The sequence below is a fragment of the Vibrio penaeicida genome (assembly GCF_030689305.1).
Lineage (GTDB): Bacteria > Pseudomonadota > Gammaproteobacteria > Enterobacterales > Vibrionaceae > Vibrio > Vibrio penaeicida_B.
In genome coordinates, this window is the sequence record NZ_JAUYVM010000008.1 from 24,750 (window position 1) to 46,121 (window position 21,372).

18 protein-coding genes are annotated in these 21,372 nt (G+C 44.8%); 9 read left to right on the forward strand and 9 right to left on the reverse strand.

The window, feature by feature from the left end; translation table 11 throughout:
* Window positions 1–47 precede the first annotated feature (47 nt).
* Window positions 48–1,613 (reverse strand): ABC transporter substrate-binding protein, encoded by a 1,566-nt coding sequence (locus Q8W40_RS13995; protein ID WP_305398020.1) that lies wholly within the window; start codon window positions 1,611–1,613, stop codon window positions 48–50.
* 157 nt (window positions 1,614–1,770) lie between these two features.
* On the opposite strand from Q8W40_RS13995, the gene Q8W40_RS14000 reads away from it, so the two are divergent.
* The 5 genes from Q8W40_RS14000 to Q8W40_RS14020 all read left to right on the forward strand — a co-directional run bounded on the left by Q8W40_RS14000 (window position 1,771) and on the right by Q8W40_RS14020 (window position 9,404).
* On the forward strand, window positions 1,771–2,430 hold the full coding sequence (locus Q8W40_RS14000) for a DUF1028 domain-containing protein (protein WP_305398023.1): 660 nt from the start codon (window positions 1,771–1,773) through the stop codon (window positions 2,428–2,430).
* Window positions 2,427–3,647, forward strand: a complete 1,221-nt coding sequence (locus Q8W40_RS14005; RefSeq protein WP_305398024.1) for a M20 family metallo-hydrolase — start codon at window positions 2,427–2,429, stop codon at window positions 3,645–3,647. The genes Q8W40_RS14000 and Q8W40_RS14005 overlap by 4 nt, the downstream gene beginning before the upstream one ends.
* A 298-nt stretch (window positions 3,648–3,945) precedes the next feature.
* Window positions 3,946–5,517, forward strand: a complete 1,572-nt coding sequence (locus Q8W40_RS14010) for a hypothetical protein (RefSeq protein WP_305398025.1) — start codon at window positions 3,946–3,948, stop codon at window positions 5,515–5,517.
* A gap of 607 nt (window positions 5,518–6,124) precedes the next feature.
* Complete coding sequence (locus Q8W40_RS14015; protein WP_305398027.1) at window positions 6,125–7,627, forward strand: DUF1800 domain-containing protein; 1,503 nt, start codon at window positions 6,125–6,127, stop codon at window positions 7,625–7,627.
* A 4-nt stretch (window positions 7,628–7,631) separates the two neighbouring features.
* A complete protein-coding gene (locus Q8W40_RS14020; RefSeq protein WP_305398029.1) occupies window positions 7,632–9,404 on the forward strand; it encodes a DUF1501 domain-containing protein in 1,773 nt (590 codons plus the stop codon).
* Window positions 9,405–9,417: 13 nt separating this feature from the next.
* On the opposite strand, the gene Q8W40_RS14025 is transcribed toward Q8W40_RS14020, so the two are convergent.
* The 4 genes from Q8W40_RS14025 to Q8W40_RS14040 all read right to left on the reverse strand — a co-directional run bounded on the left by Q8W40_RS14025 (window position 9,418) and on the right by Q8W40_RS14040 (window position 13,116).
* Window positions 9,418–10,125 carry an SDR family oxidoreductase gene (locus Q8W40_RS14025; RefSeq protein ID WP_305398030.1) on the reverse strand — a complete coding sequence of 236 codons (708 nt, stop codon included), beginning with the start codon at window positions 10,123–10,125 and terminating at the stop codon, window positions 9,418–9,420.
* 1 nt (window position 10,126) lies between these two features.
* Entirely contained in the window at window positions 10,127–11,677 is a 1,551-nt protein-coding gene (locus tag Q8W40_RS14030; protein WP_305398032.1) for a cryptochrome/photolyase family protein, read from the reverse strand.
* Window positions 11,678–11,889: 212 nt separating this feature from the next.
* Window positions 11,890–12,570, reverse strand: coding sequence for a hypothetical protein (locus Q8W40_RS14035; RefSeq protein WP_305398033.1), 681 nt, complete (start codon window positions 12,568–12,570; stop codon window positions 11,890–11,892).
* A gap of 96 nt (window positions 12,571–12,666) precedes the next feature.
* Entirely contained in the window at window positions 12,667–13,116 is a 450-nt protein-coding gene (locus Q8W40_RS14040; protein WP_305398034.1) for a c-type cytochrome, read from the reverse strand.
* 140 nt (window positions 13,117–13,256) lie between these two features.
* Between Q8W40_RS14040 and Q8W40_RS14045 the strand changes: the two genes are divergently transcribed.
* From Q8W40_RS14045 to Q8W40_RS14055, 3 genes are all read left to right on the forward strand, one after another.
* Window positions 13,257–13,880, forward strand: coding sequence for a cytochrome b/b6 domain-containing protein (locus Q8W40_RS14045; RefSeq protein WP_305398036.1), 624 nt, complete (start codon window positions 13,257–13,259; stop codon window positions 13,878–13,880).
* 9 nt (window positions 13,881–13,889) lie between these two features.
* Window positions 13,890–14,327, forward strand: a complete 438-nt coding sequence (locus Q8W40_RS14050) for a MarR family winged helix-turn-helix transcriptional regulator (RefSeq protein WP_305398037.1) — start codon at window positions 13,890–13,892, stop codon at window positions 14,325–14,327.
* Between the two features lie 159 nt (window positions 14,328–14,486).
* Complete coding sequence (locus tag Q8W40_RS14055; protein ID WP_305398039.1) at window positions 14,487–14,900, forward strand: VF530 family DNA-binding protein; 414 nt, start codon at window positions 14,487–14,489, stop codon at window positions 14,898–14,900.
* 82 nt (window positions 14,901–14,982) lie between these two features.
* On the opposite strand, the gene Q8W40_RS14060 is transcribed toward Q8W40_RS14055, so the two are convergent.
* Window positions 14,983–15,432: an acyl-CoA thioesterase gene (locus tag Q8W40_RS14060; RefSeq protein WP_305398041.1), complete on the reverse strand. Its 450-nt coding sequence runs from the start codon at window positions 15,430–15,432 to the stop codon at window positions 14,983–14,985.
* An 87-nt stretch (window positions 15,433–15,519) separates the two neighbouring features.
* Complete coding sequence (locus Q8W40_RS14065; RefSeq protein ID WP_305398043.1) at window positions 15,520–15,879, reverse strand: RidA family protein; 360 nt, start codon at window positions 15,877–15,879, stop codon at window positions 15,520–15,522.
* A gap of 430 nt (window positions 15,880–16,309) precedes the next feature.
* Between Q8W40_RS14065 and Q8W40_RS14070 the strand changes: the two genes are divergently transcribed.
* Window positions 16,310–18,241 (forward strand): acyltransferase family protein, encoded by a 1,932-nt coding sequence (locus tag Q8W40_RS14070; protein WP_305398045.1) that lies wholly within the window; start codon window positions 16,310–16,312, stop codon window positions 18,239–18,241.
* Between the two features lie 155 nt (window positions 18,242–18,396).
* Here the strand turns inward: Q8W40_RS14070 and Q8W40_RS14075 are convergent, their stop codons facing one another.
* On the reverse strand, window positions 18,397–19,941 hold the full coding sequence (locus Q8W40_RS14075) for a glutamate synthase-related protein (protein ID WP_305398047.1): 1,545 nt from the start codon (window positions 19,939–19,941) through the stop codon (window positions 18,397–18,399).
* 276 nt (window positions 19,942–20,217) lie between these two features.
* Window positions 20,218–21,096 carry a LysR family transcriptional regulator gene (locus Q8W40_RS14080; RefSeq protein WP_305398049.1) on the reverse strand — a complete coding sequence of 293 codons (879 nt, stop codon included), beginning with the start codon at window positions 21,094–21,096 and terminating at the stop codon, window positions 20,218–20,220.
* Window positions 21,097–21,372 lie beyond the last annotated feature (276 nt).

The following is a 21,372-nucleotide window of genomic DNA, read 5'->3' on the forward strand; positions in this document are numbered from 1 at the left end:
AGCTTAGCTAATGAAAAGCGTATTAAGTGAAAAACGTGGTAAACACATTACTTACTCACGTTATTCAAAAGCAGGAAGAAAGAAGGCTGCAGAGCAAAATCATTGACCGCAGAACTGGTGACGGCATTTTGCTTCCAGTTAGCTACGAAGACCCAAGGTGCATCTTCTTGAACGATCTTTTGCATCTCTTTGTATAACTTCGCTCGCTCCGCTAGAACAGTGGATTCACGTGCGGCATTAAGCAGCTTATCTACTTCTGGGTTGGAGTAGTAACCCGAGTTGAAGCCTCCTTTATCTGGCCAAGCTTGTGTGCGCAGCGCAAGGTAAGGCAGCGTATCGGGATCGTTTGTCATCCACGCCATTTCTGCCATGTCAGCTTTCCCTTCTAGCCCTGGGTTAACTTTGCCAAGGAACGTATTCCATTCGTACGTTTCGATGCTCACATCTAACCCAACGGCTTTGAGATCCGCCTGAATGGCAGTACCCATAGGAATAGGATCCAACATGCCTGAACCGCCTTCCGTTACGTAAAACGTCAGTTTTGCTCCTTCAACACCCGCTTCTTTCAACAGTGCTTTGGCTTTTTCTGGGTTATAAGGGTACGGCTCTAAAGACTCATTGTATGCCCATGCAAACGCAGGTGGTGTGGGACCAGCCGCCACTTCCGCAGTGCCTTCGAGAACGTTTTCGACTAACGCTTTTTTGTTGATCGCATAGTTTGCTGCTTGACGCACACGCTTATCTGCAAATGGCCCTTCTTTCGCATTTAGGATTAAGAACCAAACGTGTGGACCCGCTTGCTGCTCAACCGAAAAGCGATCAGAGTTAAATTCAGCTAGAGCATTGGGCGGAACTTCGACCATGATGTCTAGGCTGCCTGCCAACATTTCCGCTACGCGAGTGTTGGCATCGGTAATTGGGCGGAAAACGACCGCTTCCAATTTGGCTTTCTCTCCCCAATAGTCTCCATTGTTCACGACAACCACTTTGGCGTTGGATTCCCATTCAGCAAATTTGAATGCGCCTGTACCAGAAGGGTGACGACCAAAATCCTTTTTGTGCTTTTTCACTGCGTCCGGTGACACGATAAGCCCCGTAGGGTAAGCAAGGTTGGACAAGAATGGGGCATAAGGGGCATAAGGGGCATTAAGCGTAAACTCGACCGTATTGCTGTTAACCACTTTTACGTTCTCAATGGCAGAGAAGAAAAAGGAGAGAGGAAACGGTCCTGTATTATGGTATGGGTGGTTTTCATCCAACATACGGTCAAAGTTAAACTTCACCGCCTCTGCATCAAAACGGCTTCCGTCGTGAAACTTCACGCCTTCGCGCAGAGAAAAGGTGTAAGTTTTTCCGTCTTCACTGATCGTCCAATCTGTGGCTAGTGCAGGCTCAACTTCCAGCGCGCCATTTTTGTAGCGAACTAAACCTTCATAGACATTCATCAAAATACGGAAATCGTTCACCGCCGTGACAGCCTGCGGATCTAAGCTTTTGGGCTCTGCGATCTGCCCAACAATCAATACATTTGGCGGCGTTTGCGCGTGTGTATTTGGGATCAATACCCCAATCAACATTACGCCTATTGTGAGTAGTCGGTGGAACACGTTCATTGTGCTTTCTCCTTCCTTAGTGTGTTTTTTACTCATCCTGACTATTGTTTAAACAGATTTATCATGATAAATATAATGTCGCAAGTATTTATTATGATAAATAGAAAGTGACCATAACAATTCGCTTAGTTTTTAAGCATAGGCAAGAGGACGGCAAATGACTTTTTCGTTGCTGATGAAAGATCCACAAAGCGACGCCATTGGAGGCGTAGCCGCAACAGGAAACCTATGCGTGGGTGGATGGGTGCTACGCGCGGATCCATTAAGCGGGGTTTCCGCTTCACAAGGCTCCGACCCCAGTACGCTATGGGGCAACGATGTGCTCTCATTGATGAAAGACGGGCTTTTGCCTCAATTAGCACTCGAAAAAGTCGTCATGTGCGATAAGGGAAAAGAGTATCGTCAGCTCTCAGCACTGAACATTCACGGGCAAAGTGCGGTATACACGGGCGCCAAAAACACTCGATACAGAGGGAGCATTCAGTTTGATCACGGTATTGCGGCAGGAAACTTATTAGCAAGCGAGGAAGTGTTGTCCCGAATGGCTGCATTCGCTCAAACATCGACTTTGCCTTTTGCCCAACGGTTGATTCAGGCGTTGGCATTGGGTGAACTCGCAGGTGGCGATATTCGAGGGCTCCAATCTGCCGCTCTTTTGATTGTTTCACCCTCTAATCCGCCCCTGTCGCTTCGAATTGATGACAGTACTGATCCCGTCAAAGCGCTACAGAATCTGTATGACAAAACTTGTGACCAGCAATATCAGCGCTGGCTTACATCCGTCCCCACCCACCATAAACCAGAGAATCATTCATGAAGAATTACGGCGCAATAGCTCAAGACTGGTTAAGCCAGCTTGCCCAGTTTTCAGAAACACAAGAAGGCGTAACACGCAGACCATTCACGATCGAACATAGAGAAACACTCAATCAGCTGACGATATGGATGGAGCAAGCTGGGCTCGAAATTAGGCTCGATAACGCTAGCACCTTGATTGGACGCTATAACAGCCCAGTTTCTTCCAAGACGTTACTTTTTGGCTCTCACCAAGATTCCATTCGCAAAGGTGGCAAATACGATGGCATCATGGGCATCGTACTGCCTATCATCGCCTTAAAAAACATACTCGAGCAAGGCGTTGAACTGCCCTTTTCGGTCGAAATTTTGGCGTTTGCCGATGAAGAAGGTGTGCGCTTCCCAACAGCATTGATAGGGCCAAGAGCACTGGCTGGTACACTGGATCCATCGGTTATGGCATTAAAAGATGCGGATGGTTTTAGCATTCAAGAAGCCATGGCTCAGTTTGGGTTATCAGGCGATGATTTGGGCTTGCTTGCCCGAGACCCGCAAGAACTGCTGGGTTATTTGGAAGTCCATATAGAACAAGGACCAATTTTAGAAGCGAATGATTTGGCACTTGGTGTGGTAAGTGCCATTTGTGGGATAGAGCGACACGAAGTCCAATTTGTTGGTGAATCGGCACACGCAGGAACTTGCCCAATGGAACTCAGAAAAGATGCATTGAGCGCTGCCGCCCTACTGATAGCCGAGGTAGAAACACATGCACGCTCTACCCCCGAATTAAAAGCCACCGTTGGCAGGCTCAATGTTGAACCGAATGTTGTCAACGCCATCCCTAGCCACGCAGCCTTCAGCATCGAAATTCGTTCCCCCGATGACGACATTCGCCTCGCTGCAGGAAAACACTTCCACCACTATGCGCAAAAACTGGCAGAAGAACGAGGGTTGGACGTCAGCGCTTCCAAAACTTACGAGCAAATCGCCCAACCATGTTCACCTGCGCTTCAATTCCAATTGCAAAGCGCCTTAAGCAATATAGGGCAGCCGGATTTCATCTTGCCTTCAGGGGCAACCCACGACGCCTCAGCCATGGCCGATCTTACCCCAATGGGCATGCTGTTTGTCCGGAGTGAAAATGGGTTAAGCCACAACCCCGCTGAATTTACCACTAGCGAAGACATGAATCTGGCCATTGAAGCGCTCATTGAGCTTCTGACCAACTGGAAAAACTAACGCTTTTATACCCAAGTGATCTCAAGATGGCAGGCTCATAGGTTTAACTCGCAAAGAATGGGGAGCCAATTTTTAGAGCCCCTGTTTCTGTACAAAAAATTTATGAACTGTCCATTTTTGATAAACAAAATAACAACTTTATATTTACATATAAAGCTCAAATATAAGATATCTTACAATCTGATTTTTATAGTTGAACAGCCATCATAGAAGCCCTAAACCCCCATTGATAACTGCATTTTATAAAATTAACATCCTTGGCTGATTATTTATTAATTAGACCATAAAGGATCTTTCTGTGACACTCTCTAAGCCCTTTTTCACCATTTTTGTGGTATCGACATCACTGCTTTCTGCGTTCAATTCCAGTGCTCAAATAGCACCTAAAGAGCCTAGTTTATTTGAACAATACAGCTGGGGTGCAATGCCTCCGAAGTACCAATCTTTTTTATCCGATCCGAACAACCAGCACATAACAAAAGCCGTAGTCACCGCTATTGGTGCAGAAGACTACCTCGTGAAAGAACCTGTACTAAAACGAATCCAACCTGTGGTAGATGATTGGATTCAAGGCAGAAGAATGTTTTTGACCACAAAAGTTGGCGATGCATTAGAGCTCCTAGAATCTGGACAAGGAAACCATATAGACTTTCAACCAGAGCCCAATATTCAGCGATGCGCGATTATTTCTGGCGAGACCTGTTCTGAAAAAACGAAACACCTACCCTATCAGGAGCGGCATAAAACAGAACTTGCCTGCAAAATTAACCATATTGAGCAAAACTGCCAAGATTGGCAGGAACACGCTACCCCTTTTTATAAAACGACTCAGATCATCGCAAGTCATATTGCCTTAGCACTCTGGATGGATGTAAATGACCGTGTTCCATGGAGCCTTACCAATAATACTTCTCAAGAGCTGCATTCGATGTGGAAAGAGAAAAACGTTCTGATGGCTTACACACCTTATGAAATGTTGAATACCAAGTCTCGTCGTTTTATCAACGCACACCCTTCACTCGATTCGGTGACAATTACTGATATTGCTTCGTTCTTCTCACCTAAATTTACCTATGTCTACAATTCAGCTCCCTATGAGAACTACCAATGGTTAATGAAAAGCTTAAGCTCGAAAATTTCATCTTCAAGTACTCAAGAAGACGTGCTAAGAGAACTGTTTACACTGACTCAGAAATTTGAACACGGATCCAGCACCGACATCTTCTACAAGAACAAAGCTGGACAATCCACCGCTATTGATGTGGAAAGCAGTATTGATGTACCCAGATACATGCCAGTTCCGTTTTCCTTCCTTCGATTGAGAACTCCGCACATGGCAATTAAGGGCTGCCACAGTGCAACTCGAATTATCCACTCGTTAGCAAAAACTCTGAATATTCCATCATCGATTATTTTGGGTGACAACAAGTTGCCTGCCGATGTATCGCCATTTTCTACGAGTCACTCCATGCTGTATTTTCCAACGATCGACCGTTGGCTTAGCCACGGTGATGATATCTATGGTGAAAGGGATCTTTTCCGATACATAGAAGATAAACTGGACATCACCATCCCGAAATCCCAGTTTACCCAAGCATCTGAGCTGGCTGCCTGTCGTGGGCAAGAAAGCGTTGGGTTGTGTATTTCTTCACGTTGGAAAATCAATAAAACACTCGACGGTTACCTCGCTGACCCAGCCAATCACAAGACCTGTCTGGAAGTCATTCGCGGTACTCTTCCAGGTAATCACGACGCGCTTATTTTCAGCGACAGTGAGCGAAGCACCATGCTCTCAAGGCTAGGTTTCTCGAACGATGCGTCATTCGAACAGGCATGCAAAAAAAAGTGGAGCGATATCTTTGGTAGTTAATGTCTGTTGATACTTAGATTTGCTAAAAATTAGCTCTGTTGATCTAAATCTTAGTTTTTGTTTCGGCACTGACCCTATCACCTCTTCCAACTTTGGACCTTGCGACGAACACGCAAACCGCATAAGGACAATGGCGATACTGTCGAAATCGCCTAACGGAACGAACAAGGAATAACCGAGCCATCGTAAGCCAATAACAACTCACTTTTCGATGGTTCGGTACTTTTGATTACTGTTAGTAGAGCATACATTCTTCATTGAAGCATTCATTGATCTTCTTACCAACTGGAGAAAGTGAGCCGATTAGAAAGGCATGCTCAACAAACATCAAAAGCTAAAACCCATAATCTCGTGCTACAAAAATAGTACAAAGCCTAGATATTTCCGACTATTTTCTCGAAGTGAAGAAATGGTCGAAACTCTCCCTTTTTCATAAACATTCAATCTCATAAAAAGTGAGGATATCATCAAACTATTTTTCATTTTTTGTTCAAAATAAATACTGATAGCACAATCATTTTCATAATTACTCTTAATTGAGCTCGCAAAACAAAATCAAACAGTGAGCCAATAAATAAAGCAATGTCAGCTTAGTTAGGAGAAAAATATGGAGAACTTGACCCACCAGCAAGCATCGCGTTTTCTGGACATGGCTACCATGGGCGTTAAACAGGATGAACTCGCAACATTTCAAACACTGGACGACCGAGATTCATGGATAAACCTACAAATCGAACTCCCCCATTTTAACCAATTAGAGCGTACTCTGTACCAACAAACACAACGCAATTTGGACGAGCCTACCCAAGAGTGTCGTGTCGGCGCTTGGTTCGATTCCGCGTTATGGGATCCGGCACAGCTAAGGCAGCGGGTCGCATTGGCACTCAGTGAAATCTTTGTCGTAAGCGATCGCGACGCTAATCTCACCGGGCATCCTGAAGCGCTAGCCCATTACTATGATCTACTGCTCGATGGGGCATTTGGTCGATACATCGATTTACTCAGAAGCGTAACGCTTTCCCCTGTTATGGGGACATTTCTGACCATGGCTGGTAATAAGCCCGAAAACATGACTGGGCAGCTACCGGATCAGAACTACGCTCGGGAAGTGATGCAGTTATTTTCAATTGGGCTATATACCCTCAACAATGATGGCACTGCCGTATCGGACGGCACAGGAACCCGGCTTGAAACCTATACCGACCAAGACATTGAAGCACTTTCTCGTGTATTTACGGGTTGGGAGATCGACGGCGAAAATCTGATCAGCCCCATGGTTGAGAATAATGAATGTCACGACATGAATGAGAAGTGGATTCTAGGTGAGCAATACGCTGCTGGGCAAACCGCTTTGCAAGATCTAGAACAATTTTTACTTCAAATCAGCCGACACCCAAACACTGCCCCATTTATCTGCACGCTATTGATTAAGCGCTTAGTCACTTCCAACCCCACCCAAGATTACGTTGCTCGCGTCGCGAGTGCATTTACTGTTTCAGATGGTGATTTGTCTTATGTAATTCGAGCAATACTCACCGACCCCGCAACTCTGGAGCCAGCTAGCCCTCAACTTGCCAAAGTACGAGAGCCCATATTAGCAATGACCTACCTGTACCGCGCAATGGATGCCTACCCCGGCAAAAATGGCGATATTGTTTATAACCCTATGGACTACAAAAACACGTTCAGACAATACCCTCTCGGCGCGCCGTCGGTGTTTAATTTTTTCCAACCCAGCGATACCCCATCCGGTGACTTGCTGGATCGGAATCTTACTTCTCCTGAGCTTTCAATCATCGACTGGCAATCACTCATTGATTTATCGAACCTCTTTTACCGCTCGCTATTGGATTTTGGTCAAAACCGCAGTACCTCGAATACGCAAACAGAGCTCTACATTGCCCCCGTTGACTTAGAAGAACTGGCGCAAGCAGGGAAACGAGATGAGTTAATCGAAGCCATTAATGCACGTTTTCTCAATGGGAGTGGATCACCTAATGTCCTTGAGCGTGTTGCTGCGATTTACGATGGACACAACAACAAGTATTACGCCGTGCCAAAAATGCTGTTTATGGCGCTGATTTCCCCAGAATTCATGGTACAGGAGTGACCTTATGTCTATTACACGCAGAGATTTTTTAAAAGGTTCATCTGCAACTGCCCTTTCTGGCATGGTGCCTCTATCTCTAACGATACCTACATCCAATGCACTGGCAAGTGAACACAACGATTACAAAGCGCTTGTCTGTCTATTTTTGCATGGCGGTAATGACTCTTTTAATTTGCTGATACCCGATGGTGGTGCCCACTATTCCGATTACGTTACCGCCCGACCCGATATTCACGTATTGCCAGAACATTCGTTACCCATTCCCAACACAGAGGCAAATCAAGCAGTCGCACTTAACGCAGCGATGCCGAACCTCGCCGCCATGATGAACGAAGGTACCGCCACCACATTGGTCAACATTGGTACCCTGATAGAGCCGACAGACAAAACCAATTGGAGTGATGTTAAAAAACCCAGCAATTTGGGCGCTCACAATAAACAACAAAAAGCGTGGCAGACCAGTTGGGGGGACGGCGAATACCACCCATATGGCTGGGCAGGCATGATGATGGATATTTTAAGTAACGACGCTGCCATTGTGTCGGATTCTATTTCCTTTACCGGAAATTCACTGCTCACCGGAAGCAGTTCAAACGATATTCAGGTGTCCTCCGGTGGTGTGAGAGCAATGTACCCAATCAGCCATTCGAACGGAGTAAACAATCAGTTTAAGAAATTAACCGCGACAACGTTTGACTCTCCCTTCCAACAAGAATATGTAAATCGGTTGCAGGGCATTCTCGATTTCCAAGTAGAAATTGACACCATTCTTAATACTTACCCAGCTGATACGCGTATCCCCAGTTCCTATTTAGGGAAGCAACTTCAAATGGTTCGCAGGATTATGCAAGCCGCGAGTTCGTTAGGGCACAGCCGGCAAGTATTTTTTGTTCATATGGGCGGGTTTGATAATCACAGCAATCAACGAAGCAAACATGATGGGCTGTTGGGTGCGATAGACCAAGCGGTGAGCGCCTTTCACATGACCCTAGATGAGCTCAATTTATCTGACCAAGTGGTGACATTTTCGATGTCGGACTTTGGTCGTACGATTCAAAATAATAGTAATAAAGGCACCGATCATGGTTGGGGCAGTAATCAAATTGTGGTGGGTAACGCCATTAATGGCGGCGTGAATTACGGTACTTTCCCTGAGTTTGTACGAGATGGAGAGAACGCCTACGGGAATAAGTTCATTCCTACTCAATCTTCCGAACAGATGGGCGCGACGCTCTGTCGATGGATGGGGTTAAGCGAAGAAGGGGTTGATGTGATTTTCCCATCACTCCACCCGCAAAATACGAACCCATTTGACAGTCGATATTTAGGGTTCTTGGGAGATTACCGCGCTTCCTCTCTAGAAAGTGAGTTATTGATAAAAAACGTAAACGCCTCTGTAACGCGCGTCAATCACACACCACAAATGGCAATCGGCGGAGACATCACCACGAAATGGACAGCAAAAGGAACAGGCATTCATTTCCTTGTTGAACTCTCGAGCACAAGCTACGTGACTCAACTGCTTATTGCACAGGCTAAAGGGAATGTTCGCCAATACTTCATTGATGTAGAAGTCGGTAATAATGGCATCGATTTTGAGCCGTTAAACAGCACAGTTACCCCCGGAAACACAACGGAGTTCATCCCTATATCCATTCAGAGATCTGGCATTAACTTTATTCGCCTTACCTGCAACGGAAACAATGATCCTATAAATATACACTTACAAGCGTGGAATAATATTCAAGAGCTAAAAGTGTTAGGTAAGGTGAATTGAACGGGAAAGCATTCTACCAAGGAATAACCGAGCCATCGTAAGCCAGCAGTTGCCCACTTTGCGATGGTTCGGCACTTTCAATGACGGCAATCAGATCGCGTGCAACTCGCTCTGGAGTAAACAACTTACCTTCAGGAACATTACGCTGAAAAGGCTCAGAGAGATGAGTGTCGGTAGTACCCGGATGCAAAGCGAGTACGGTTGCTTTGGGAAGTGTGCGACTCCACTCAATACTCATTGTTTTAATGATCATGTTCAGCGCCGCTTTGGATGCTCGGTAGCTATACCAACCACCTAAACGGTTATCGCTGATACTGCCGACTTTAGCTGAAATCGCGGTAAACATAGGGTGGTGACTTTTTCTGAGTAAGGGAAAGGTGTACTTGGCTAGCAAAAGCGAAGGCAGGGCATTAGAATTCATCGCTTCTATAAAATACGCACTGTCTATTTGCTGAATATTCTTTTCTGGTGAATGGTCGTGTGAATGCAAAAAGCCAGCAGCGTTGATGACCCAATCTAATGATTGAATTCGACCTAGGGCATTTTTTACGGAATCGTCGCTAGCAGCATCCATTTGTATCCAACGTAAATTCGGATCAGATAATTCTGGCAGCTTGCGTCGATACGTCGCGAAAACGCCATCTTCGAGGTATTCTTTTAGCAAGTGTTTCACCATTGCCAGACCAATACCTCCGTTTCCTGCCACCACCAATCTATTCAAGTTAGAGCTCCTCAATACGTTGTAAATTCATATCCGCGGTCTTTAAGATCGCCTCTTGCACTTCTAAATTCATGTTGTCCCAGCTTCTGTAGATCATTCCGATACGTGGATTCTTACTAAGCAATTCTCGGTGTTGGTTCATGAATCGCCAGTAAAACCCATTAAACGGACAGGCTGTATCACCGCTTCGCTGCTTAACGTCGTAGTGGCACCCTTTGCAGTAATCACTCATTTTATTGATGTAAGAGCCGCTGGCTGCATAAGGTTTGGTCGCAACCATTCCACCATCGGCAAACAGTGCCATCCCGCGAGTATTCGGCATTTCGACCCATTCAATCGCATCTACGTAGATACCCAAGTACCAAGCATCGACTTCATCAGGGTGACACCCTGTTACCAACGAGAAATTCCCCGTGATCATCAAACGTTGAATGTGATGGGCATAGGCGTAATCTAACGACTGATTAATCGCTTGTTTCATGCAGTGCATACGAGTTTCGCCCGTCCAAAAGTAACGAGGAAGCGGGCGCGTGGCATTCAAATGATTCTTCTGTGCGTATTCCGGCATGTTTGCCCAATAAACCCCACGAATGTATTCTCTCCAACCGATTATTTGACGTACGAATCCTTCGATTTGATCAAGTGATACCATGCTATTGGGTTGCTCATAGCAAGTGAGTGCAGCATCTACGACTTCCATTGGCGACAATATTTTTGCATTGAGCGCAAAAGACAGGCGGCTGTGATACAGACTCCATTTGGCTTTATGTTGCTTGGTCATCGCATCTTGAAAAGTGCCAAAAAGGGGTAAGCAAACCTGGCAAAAATGCGCCAACAAGTTCAGTGCTTGAGAACGATTTACCGGCCAGAGCAGGGAGCCATCGATATGCCCGATGGTTTTTACTTCGTGCCTTTCCAAACGCTGTAAGATGCCATCAACATCATTAGCGAACATAAGCGGCTCGGGAAGCTGTTCAATATCAGCGAGTTTGAGCTTCTTGCGATTATTAGCGTCGTAGTTCCACTTACCTCCAATTGGCTTATCGTTCGCATCCAGCAAAATGCCATATTGCTTACGCATACGCCGATAAAAGTGCTCCATTAATACATGCTTCCCTTTAGGAAACTGGGCAGGAATGAGCTCCGCATTCAACATGAAATGTTCTGTGTCTGCATTTCGAATTTCTACTCCCTCAATGCGTAAAGATTCTAATTGCTGAGCTAAGCGAAATTCATCTGGATTTTGGTATTCAAGATATGCAGCCCCAGTTTGTCGACACAACTGGGTCAGAAGTTCAGAGAGGTCTTTGTAGGCTTGTGTGTCATCCAACGTCATATACTTAACTTGATGACCCGAATCTAACAACCAACAAGAGAAGGCTTCCATTGCAGAGAAGAAAGCGCATACCTTTTGTATGTGGTGCTGCGCGTAATCCGTTTCTTGTTTTAGCTCCGCTACCAGATAAAGCGTCGATTCGTCCACTTGGCGAAACCAAGAATGCTGATAGTTCAGTTGATCGCCCAAAATTAAGCGGATTCTTTTTGTTTTCATAAAACCTCAAAAGTCGGTGCTTTGATTTCACCCTCCTTTCTTACGTCCTACGAATTCAACCGATCACCCATTTTTTCTATCTACTAATCATCCGCTTTTCTATTCTCACTTAAAGCACTTTTCCACTCTCACTAAAAGCGCTTTTCCACGCTCACTAAAAAGGCAGCCGAAGCTGCCCTATCTCTGGGCTTATAAAAGCGAGGAATACACGATCACTTTCCGAGTAGTGCGTCCAAATTGACTTTGTTACCCAAGGGCTGAACCCGAATATCGGCATAGTCCATACGAATAGCTTCAAATTGTTTTGCTAATTCGCGGACATGAGCTTCATCTTTGGCGATAAAGGCAACATGGTAAACGGGTCTTGTTACGCCGTCACTTACCTGTTGAGTATTCAAATATGCAGAGGTCAAAAAGCCCGCTTGATTTAAGCTAACCACACGCTGCAGATCAATCCCCAGTACTCGGTCTATTTCTATTGGATCAACGCCATCTTTCCAAGTCATGGTAATACCATAGTTGTACACCATAGGCGTTTTATCTAGCCACTTTTGCCCCAATGCTTGTATCGCGGCAATCTTCACTAGATCTTGTTTGTACAAAGGCAGATCTTTAAGTGTCGCTCTTACTTGCTGCTCATTGTCTCCACTGATCACAAAGCGAATCAAGCGAGTGGGCTTTCCGTCCAATTCGCTATCATAAATGTACATATCTTTGACATCACCCTTCTCAATCAATTGTCCGAATGCAGCCTTTTGCTCAGGCATCGCTTTCAGTACTTTGGAGTGGTCTTTCGTGTTCCATGCCAATTCAACACCAAAATCAACCGCATTGACCGACATTGTGAACAACATAGCGCCTACCAGAAAAACAGCTTTAGAAAATTTATTCATGGTTTACCTCAATTTATAATGATTTTCGATATCTTCGCTGGATACAGAGTTTGCGAAGAGACCGAGTGTTTGCCTTTCAGCAAATATATTTTGTGCCTACCAACGCGATCGATAGCTTCGGTGACAAGAGCGACACGTCTTTTCTGCCTGCTTTAACCCTTGTTCCGCTAACGATAAATCCTGCTCTTTACTCCCTTGCTGAAAAGAGACATACCCGTTGTGAAGTTCAACCAACAGGGCATCAAACTTTTCAGGCTTACTCCAAACTAATGCTTTTGCCTTACTCCCACTCTCGCTTCCGTGTGGAAACGCATTGAACAATAAGCCGCTGTTTTCAACCAGAACATCACTCGCTTTAAGTGCCGCGTTCCAATCTATTTCAGACTTCCCGATCAATTCGACGGCTTCATCGGTCTTGGTTTCAATAATCGAAAATGCTTCTTGTCTCGATTCAATGACATCGTCGTGCTTTGCCAATACACAGGCTGGCATAAACAACGCCATGTATGTCACTAGCTTGGTAAACCTTTTGTTAGACGCTCTCATCTTTTGGACACCTATAAGTTCGATTGACGCCGTTATGTGCGCCTTTTTGTTACGACCAAAATAATTTACAACACAACAGTTGCATTTGCAATAATTGCAAATTACATTATTGGAAAGGCAATCAACTAAAAGGCGACATTATGAAAATTTGGGATTTACCAACTCGTATTTACCACTGGCTACAAGCCGTATTATTTATTGCACTGTTAGGATCAGGTTTTTCAGGTAATGGACCACACATCCAAATAGGACTTGTACTTTTCACCTTGTTGATATGGCGGATATGCTGGGGGTTAGTGGGGAGCACAACCAGCCGTTTTCAGCAATTTTTGGCATCACCCTGTGCCGTCGTTCGGTACGTTAAGACCCGAAAATCAAACCAAATTGGGCACAACCCAGCAGGGGGGTGGATGGCGTTCTTGATGATATTCGCGTTGTTATTTCAATGCTTTTCTGGAATGGCAATCGCAGGGCAGTTTGATGGGTTAGCATTTGCAGAAAACGTCTTAACAGACGATGTATTTTTCGTTATTGAAAGCATGCATATGATCTGTGCTAGGCTCCTTCCCGCCCTCATTGCTTTGCATGTCGGAGCCATCGTTTTTTATAAATACAAAGGCATACCACTAACGTGGGCAATGGTGACAGGCATTCAAAAACACATAAACACTAACGTAACCGTCTATTTTGCTTCGAATATTCGTGCCTTAGTGGTGCTAGCAATGGCAATTTCCGTTACCATTGCAATAGTTGCACTTGCATAAGAGATGACTATGAGCGAAATATTTGAAAGAGAAAAAAGCTTTGGGTGGAAAGTGAACGTTGTCGCAGCGCATGTCGCAAAACTACTAGAACAAGAGCTGGCTAACCACGATTTTCCAAAAAGTTTTTGGCCCACCATGATGTGCCTTTGGGAACAAGAAGGTATGACTCAGCGAGAGCTTTCGGATAAATCTCGTATCGAAAACTCTACGACCACCAGAACCCTCGATAAACTGGAAGAGCGTGGCTGGGTTGAAAGACAAGCCGACCCGAATAGCCGCCGTTCTTACCGAATCTATCTAACAGAGGAAGGTCGAAAGCTAAAAGGGACGTTGCAGCCTTTGGCTAACCAAGTGAATCAAAATGCGTTATCTCACTTAGAAGAAAAGGAACAGCAAGAGTTACTTCGGCTACTTACAAAAGTCATGGACGGTGTCGCCGGAAAGTAAGCGGATTCGGCTAGAATATATTCAAGGTGCTAGGTTCAGCAGCTTCTTATCTATAGATTGAGTATTGCGGTAGGGTAACAGGCAAATTTCTGTTAGAGTCCTGCCTTTCTGAACTAGACCCAACCTGCTTCGGTAAGCGTAAGAATTTAGGAACTTGCTATGATGACAGATGAAGAAAGAATTGAACTGCAACAAAACAACCCATTACATGGGCTTAAGCTAGAAACCTTGCTGCAAGAATTGGTCGATTTTTACGGTTGGGATATTCTTGATACCGCAATGCGATTCAACTGCTTTAATACCAAGCCATCGATAGCAAGCAGCGTTAAGTATTTGAAAAAGACCGATTGGGCGAGAGAGAAGATCGAAAACTTCTACCTTTACCGCTTCAAACGTATGCCACGAGCTTCCGCTGAAGAATATGACTTGCCGCCCCGTGCTCGCACGTTTCCACATGGTCTTAAGCCGAAAGATCCAATGGTATTAACCGTTGATTCTATTTTAAAGTCACAAGCTAAAGCGGCTTCTGCTCACAAAGAGCGCTCCTCGAAAAATCGAAACTCCCGCCGCTAGGAATAACAAAGACTAAAGAATCAAAAAGCCAAACAGAGTTATTCTTGTTTGGCTTTTTTGATCAGGTATTCCAGAGCTGAGGTTATTTATCCAGTGCGTTTCCTACCTGCTTTTCTAACGCTAAAATCGAAGCTCTTACACTCTCTGGAATATCGGTTTTAACATTGTCTTTAAAATCAAACATCACTCCTGTCGCGGTGCCGATTGTCGCGACTTTTCCCCACTTCTTACTGAACGCTTGGTATTCCATCGTAATACGATCATCTTGGATGTCGATAACTCGGCTGCCAATAAAAAGGGTGTCTGGATAGGTGATCGGCAATTTGTACCGACACTGTGTATCTCGTAACACGGGACCTATGTGCGTTTTAGACATATCGACTAAAAGACCGATTTTATTGAAGTAATCGAGTCGAGCGGTTTCAAAATAGCGGAAATACACCACATTATTCACATGCTGAAGTGCATCCATTTCTCCCCAAGCAACTTGAATTTCAGTTACCACAGGAAAGTCTTTAAGCATTGAATCCATACTATCCATCCTTGATTTAGAGTTTTTATACTAGTTCCTAAATTCTGATATGTAATACAAATGATTGAAAATTGTGAAATAAGTAAATTAAAAAGCACTGGTCCGGATTGCGGTCACAGTGACTTCAATCAATACATCCCCTTCTAGCTCCACACCTAAGCACGCTCTTTGAGGCCAGTGATCGGGGTTGCTTCCCATCCAGTCGCACCAAACTTTGTCCATTGTAGGCTTATCGGACATGTTGGCGATGTAAACCTGAGCAGACAGGATTTTGGATTTGTCACTGTTCAATTCAATCAGGTTATTTTGGATGGTTTTCAACGTAAGTTCGGTTTGCCCAATAATATCGAGAGACGTATCCGACGACGTGGCTACCGTCCACACAAGATCTTTGTAAGCCGATGATTTGTTTCTTCCCTGGTAGATCCCGCGTTTCCTTTCAATCATGTTCATTGCCCTTTCTCATTTCTGAAGCACGCATTATTCCTTTTTCTCGTCAATATTGCTGCAAAAAGTCGAAGTTGAATGCATTTGAAAAAACACATCCAAAGACGATCAAGCAAATACCTCGACAACCATTTGATATAAAACAAATTTTATTAACATTGCTGTCAATTATGATTTATGCCGTTCTAGAGCTTGTTAAATATCGCTTCCATCCTTTACTACATTTAACTTACGGATGTTTTAAAAGACATCATGAGCCTTTCATTATGAAAGGATGACATAAAGCTAACCCGTCTCTAACACAAATGTTTGAAATAAGGACTAATCCTAATTCAACATCAAAACTCTGCTTATTTCTCTAATAATATAGAGCTCAATAAGCAAGGTGGAAATTTGGCAAAACCACAAATATGAGAATTAGAAAAGCGATATGAAATTTAGAAAAGACATAAATGGCCTTAGGGCTTTAGCCGTAATCGCAGTGGTGTTATTCCACTTTAACCCGAGTTGGGTACCTGGGGGGTTTGCTGGGGTTGATGTATTTTTCGTCATCTCTGGTTTCTTAATGACCAGTATCATCTTTAAGGGGTTAGCTTCTGGCGACTTTTCCATACTTCGATTTTATTTCGCCCGCGCTAACCGCATTATCCCTGCCTTAGCGGTGATGTGCCTTTTCCTACTTATCCTTGGGTGGTTTTACTTAACACCAGTCGACTATAAAGACCTCAGTAAACACACAATAGGAAGCATCGGGTTCTTCTCAAATTTGGTGTACTGGAAAGAATCGGGTTACTTCGACGCCGCCTCTCACGAGAAATGGCTACTTCATACTTGGTCACTGTCCGTTGAGTGGCAGTTTTACATTATCTACCCTGTTATTTTAGTCGCGCTCAAAAAGACCTTATCACTAGAAACATTAAAGAAAGCCGTATTAGCGGCTACTGTGATTGGCTTTTTAGGCAGTGTTCTTATGACTTATCGCTGGCCAGATGCGTCTTACTACATGTTGCAAACTCGTGCTTGGGAAATGCTTCTTGGCGGCGTTGCATTCTTGTACCCACTCTCTTTGAGTTCAAAACACAAGGCAATTACCGAATATACCGGTCTGGTGCTCATACTGGCGTCGTATTTTCTGATGTCCGAGCATTCTTTATGGCCTGGGTATTTGGCGCTATTTCCTGTTCTTGGTGCGTATCTCATTATCGCCGCGCAACGAGATAACAGTGCGATAACACACAACGTATTCATGCAAAAAATCGGGCTTTGGTCTTACTCCATCTACTTATGGCATTGGCCGTTAGTGGTAGCAGGGGTTTACTTTGAATTACCTTATTGGATGTGGATCGGCATTCCAGTTTCCGTGCTATTAGGATTTGTTAGCCACGCGCTGATTGAATCAAAACGTCGAGCCATTCCAGCATTTAGCGTTCGCCCATTGCTCACCTATCAGCCACTTTGGTTTGTAGCCATTGTAGGCATCATAGGCTCCGGTATCTTTATTACCAAAGGGGCTGAGTTCCACTATGATCCAAGCGTGCTGGTTGCCAGTAACGAAGCGAACAACAAAAACCCAAGAAGAGACGAATGTTTAGTTCGAAACAATCGAGATGAGTTTTGCCAGTATGGTGAAGGAAAAGTAGGCGCCATTGTGTTGGGTGACAGCCATGCCGCCAGTATTGTGCGAAGTGTCGAAAAGGTGTTGGATGGCGAAAGCTTAGCCGATTGGACGATGATGGGTTGCCGAACCATCAAGGGGATCTATAACACCAGAAACCACGGTATCCCTGATCATTCCTGCGGCGATTTTATCGAAGGTAAGCTTGCTAAACTTCCTCAATACCCTAACGTACCGGTGGTGATTCTTAATCGTTACGCCACATTGCTACAAGGCCCAAATGAACCTGAACTGGCTCATCGAAAAGATAAGGTAGAAGAGTTTTTCGAAGGTGAAAAGATCATTGATAAGCGGGGCGAGGCTTATTCAACACAGGCGCTCGGCAAGATGTTCGACACAATATGCGCGATTTCTGAATCGAATCCAGTATACCTATTGGAACCCATCCCTGAGTTAAAACGCAATGTCCCAAAAACCATGGCAAAAGAGTTACTCTGGGGGAATACCGAATTTAGGGTATCCATTTCAAGAAGCGAATACGACGAGAGAAACCAAGCCGTATTTCAAATGTTAAATACACTACAAGATCAGTGTAATGTGCAGATTTTGCAAGCATCCCAATACTTCTGTGATGACCAATCTTGCTATGGCGACATCGATGGTCGTCCAGCTTACTTCGATGATGATCATCTTAGCGAATACGGCAGCATCGCGCTTTTATCTGAATTTCGTAAAATTGTTAACTAACGGCAGTTTTAGGTAAGTTGTTTTCAATATAAACCGCGCCTACTAGACAATATACTCAAACCACCTCAAGGTGCAGGATTCAGAGCTCTAGCATCTTGAGGTGGTTTGAGTATAGAAGGCGCGAGATACATTCACGAGTCACTCAAAACCTCTATTTATTCAAAGCCAGAGTATCGAACCCCCGAAAGCTGTGCCATTTCTTTATGCCATGTGGCCAAGTCTTCTTTATTGAACTTCGAAAACGAATCGTGACCACAAGCGCGAGCCATTACCTGCATAAGCTCCGTAGACGCTTCAAAGAAATTCTTCAGCTGGTTCGATGCTTTAGCCACATTCAAACGCTGACGCAAATCGGCTTTTTGAGTGGCAATACCGGCCGGACAATTGTTGGTGTTGCACATACGCGCAGCGACACACCCGATAGATTGCATTGCACTGTTTGATATCGCGACACCATCTGCACCAAGCGCCATCGCTTTTACAAAATCCATAGGGACTCTTAGTCCACCCGTTACGATCAATGTCACCCTGCCGCTCGCACCTACCTCATCCAAGTAACGTCTTGCTCGCGCTAGGGCGGGAATAGTTGGAACGCTGATGTGATCTCGGAACATTTCTGGTGCCGCGCCTGTGCCGCCCCCTCGCCCATCTAAAATGATGTAATCGGCGCTGGCGTCCAAAGCAAACTGAATATCTTTTTCGATGTGGTTTGCACTGAGCTTAAATCCAATAGGAATACCACCGCTCACTTCCCTTACGCGATCAGCAAACCGCTTAAAGTCGGCAGCGGTACTCAAGTCTTTAAACGTAGGGGGGGAAATTGCGGATTCGCCTTCCGGAATCCCCCGTACTTGAGATATTTTCCCGATGTTTTTCGTCCCCGGTAAATGTCCACCAGTTCCTGTTTTAGCCCCTTGCCCACCTTTGAAGTGAAAAGCCTGTACTCGATGGAGTAACTCTTCTTTGTAGCCAAAGCCTGCACTCGCCAGTTCGTAAAAATAGCGCGAGTTTGCCGCCTGCTCTTCTGGTAACATACCTCCTTCACCGGAACAAATCCCTGTACCAGCGAGCTCTGCGCCAGTGGCGAGTGACACCTTCGCTTCTTCCGATAACGCACCAAAACTCATGTCAGACACAAACAACGGGATTTTGAGTGTCAGTGGTTTTTTCGCTTCTGGACCTATCACCAATTCTGTATTCACGGCCACGTCTTCTAACAAAGGTTTTGTTGCCATCTGAGCGACCATCACTTGAAGATCATCCCAGTGAGGCAACTGGTATCGCGGCACCCCCATTGACGTCATGGGTCCATGATGACCAAGCTTAGACAAGCCTTCTCGAGCCAGTTGATGAATAAACTCTACGGTGGGTTCTTCTTTTGTCGCTGTGGCGGCGGGTGCCGAAGCACTACCTGCCTGCTGAATTTGTACGCCCTGTCCTTCTTTGCCTACTTGTTCAGTGCTGAACTGTTTATGGCTACCATCACAAAAAGGGGTATTTGCCGAATGTTTACATTGGCATAGGTAAGATTCTCCATCTGTTTCTGCGGTAAATTTTTTCGGTTTGAAATCCGTTCCTGCATGGGAACCATCACAAAACGGCTGACTTTTGGAGCGTCCACACGCGCAGAAGTAGTAGTCGTCTCCTTTTTTAAGATCGACTTTAACGGGCTTGTTATCAGCCACTACAGGTTTGCTCATCAGGTATTCCTTATTGTTTCCAGTGTGTTCATTGGCATCACCTCATAGCAAAAAGTGCTGGGGCTGCCTTATTTTTTTATTGGCGCAACGCCTTTTTAAGCATAGGTTGATGAGCAAGAAATGAACATTTCAAGGTATGAGATTGACCGTTCTAAAAATTAGAATGTTTGAAGAAAATGCCAAAGTGCTCACTTCGGGAATTTAGATTCCAAGAGTTTGCACGTCTGACGTTTTAGAGAATGAGTTAGAGAAGGTAGCTAAGAGCTAAGCTTTCGTTTAGTAGCAATGCATTCGAAGTTCTTGTACAAAAGCTTTTGCTGCAAGACCAAGCCTGTCTTCGTCATCAAGAATCAAATACATTTGAGCCGTTCTTTTGTTGTTAAAGGCGAGTGGTAATGCTTTCAGTTTTCCGTGTTCTATTTCGTAAGCAATCGCGTGTTCTGGCAACCAAGCAAAGCCAAAGCCTTCCGTAATCATTTGAATTGACGTTTTAACATTGTCGACTGTCCACCGTTGGTCAGAAGATTGCCAACCATCGTCTTTCTTGTCTTTTGTTGCAGAATCGCGAACCACAATTTGCCTGTGACCTTTTAAGTCTTCAAGCGAGAGCTCTCTATCCAGTTGATGAAGGGGATGGGATGGATTGGCCACTGCCATAAACTCGACTCTGCACAATTCTTCATTAAACCGATCGTGCAAAGCAAAACCAGAAATTGCGAGGTCTACTTGAGCTTGCTCTATCACTTCACTTGATCCCCAAAGGGTGGTTTCACTGAGTTCTATTCTTAACAGAGGAAAAACCTGAGATACCTTCTCGAGCGCTTGATAAATCAAAATGGGAGGGAATGTTTGGTCGACAGCGATCTTAAGTTGTGTTTCTGCTCCCTCACTTAGCATTTCACTTAATGCCTCGACCTTGACGGCTTCATCAAGCAAATTACTGGTTCTTCTAAGTACCAATTCCCCTGCTCGGGTTAACTGTGCTTTACGACCGACTATTTTAAATAATTTGAGGTTAAGAGACGTTTCCAGCTTTTGAATGGCATGGTGAATACTCGAAGGGCTTTTGTGTATCGCCTCTGCCGCTTGATTGAATCCACCATATTCAGCCACCGCGCGAAACATTCGCCACTGTTCTAACGTTGTTTTTAGCATCCATGCTCTCCAAAAAATAAAGAGTGCAGGTGATCCCGCACTCTTTATTTTTAAGCGATGACTAGGGTCTGTTGACCTTTCGAGATGATTTTTGCAGCAATTTGTGGGTTATTTATACAAGGAAGAGCTCATTCGGTGTAGTCGCTCTACATCAATGAGTGATAACGCAGTAGAAATAAGCCACAAATGCTGCCCGAAGGGTTCGTTTCTATGCCTTTTACTCTTTGTTGCAAGGTATTTGCTTAGAATGACTAGGCTACACACCTTGCGCCGCGA

What these genes read in the sequence shown, in the direction of transcription:
- Q8W40_RS13995 (WP_305398020.1), bottom strand. Translation starts at nt 1,613, where the DNA reads ATGAACGTGTTCCACCGACTACTCACAATAGGCGTAATGTTGATTGGG.
- Q8W40_RS14000 (WP_305398023.1), top strand. Translation starts at nt 1,771, where the DNA reads ATGACTTTTTCGTTGCTGATGAAAGATCCACAAAGCGACGCCATTGGA.
- Q8W40_RS14005 (WP_305398024.1), top strand. Translation starts at nt 2,427, where the DNA reads ATGAAGAATTACGGCGCAATAGCTCAAGACTGGTTAAGCCAGCTTGCC.
- Q8W40_RS14015 (WP_305398027.1), top strand. Translation starts at nt 6,125, where the DNA reads ATGGAGAACTTGACCCACCAGCAAGCATCGCGTTTTCTGGACATGGCT.
- Q8W40_RS14020 (WP_305398029.1), top strand. Translation starts at nt 7,632, where the DNA reads ATGTCTATTACACGCAGAGATTTTTTAAAAGGTTCATCTGCAACTGCC.
- Q8W40_RS14030 (WP_305398032.1), bottom strand. Translation starts at nt 11,677, where the DNA reads ATGAAAACAAAAAGAATCCGCTTAATTTTGGGCGATCAACTGAACTAT.
- Q8W40_RS14035 (WP_305398033.1), bottom strand. Translation starts at nt 12,570, where the DNA reads ATGAATAAATTTTCTAAAGCTGTTTTTCTGGTAGGCGCTATGTTGTTC.
- Q8W40_RS14040 (WP_305398034.1), bottom strand. Translation starts at nt 13,116, where the DNA reads ATGAGAGCGTCTAACAAAAGGTTTACCAAGCTAGTGACATACATGGCG.
- Q8W40_RS14045 (WP_305398036.1), top strand. Translation starts at nt 13,257, where the DNA reads ATGAAAATTTGGGATTTACCAACTCGTATTTACCACTGGCTACAAGCC.
- Q8W40_RS14050 (WP_305398037.1), top strand. Translation starts at nt 13,890, where the DNA reads ATGAGCGAAATATTTGAAAGAGAAAAAAGCTTTGGGTGGAAAGTGAAC.
- Q8W40_RS14055 (WP_305398039.1), top strand. Translation starts at nt 14,487, where the DNA reads ATGATGACAGATGAAGAAAGAATTGAACTGCAACAAAACAACCCATTA.
- Q8W40_RS14060 (WP_305398041.1), bottom strand. Translation starts at nt 15,432, where the DNA reads ATGGATTCAATGCTTAAAGACTTTCCTGTGGTAACTGAAATTCAAGTT.
- Q8W40_RS14065 (WP_305398043.1), bottom strand. Translation starts at nt 15,879, where the DNA reads ATGATTGAAAGGAAACGCGGGATCTACCAGGGAAGAAACAAATCATCG.
- Q8W40_RS14070 (WP_305398045.1), top strand. Translation starts at nt 16,310, where the DNA reads ATGAAATTTAGAAAAGACATAAATGGCCTTAGGGCTTTAGCCGTAATC.
- Q8W40_RS14075 (WP_305398047.1), bottom strand. Translation starts at nt 19,941, where the DNA reads ATGAGCAAACCTGTAGTGGCTGATAACAAGCCCGTTAAAGTCGATCTT.
- Q8W40_RS14080 (WP_305398049.1), bottom strand. Translation starts at nt 21,096, where the DNA reads ATGCTAAAAACAACGTTAGAACAGTGGCGAATGTTTCGCGCGGTGGCT.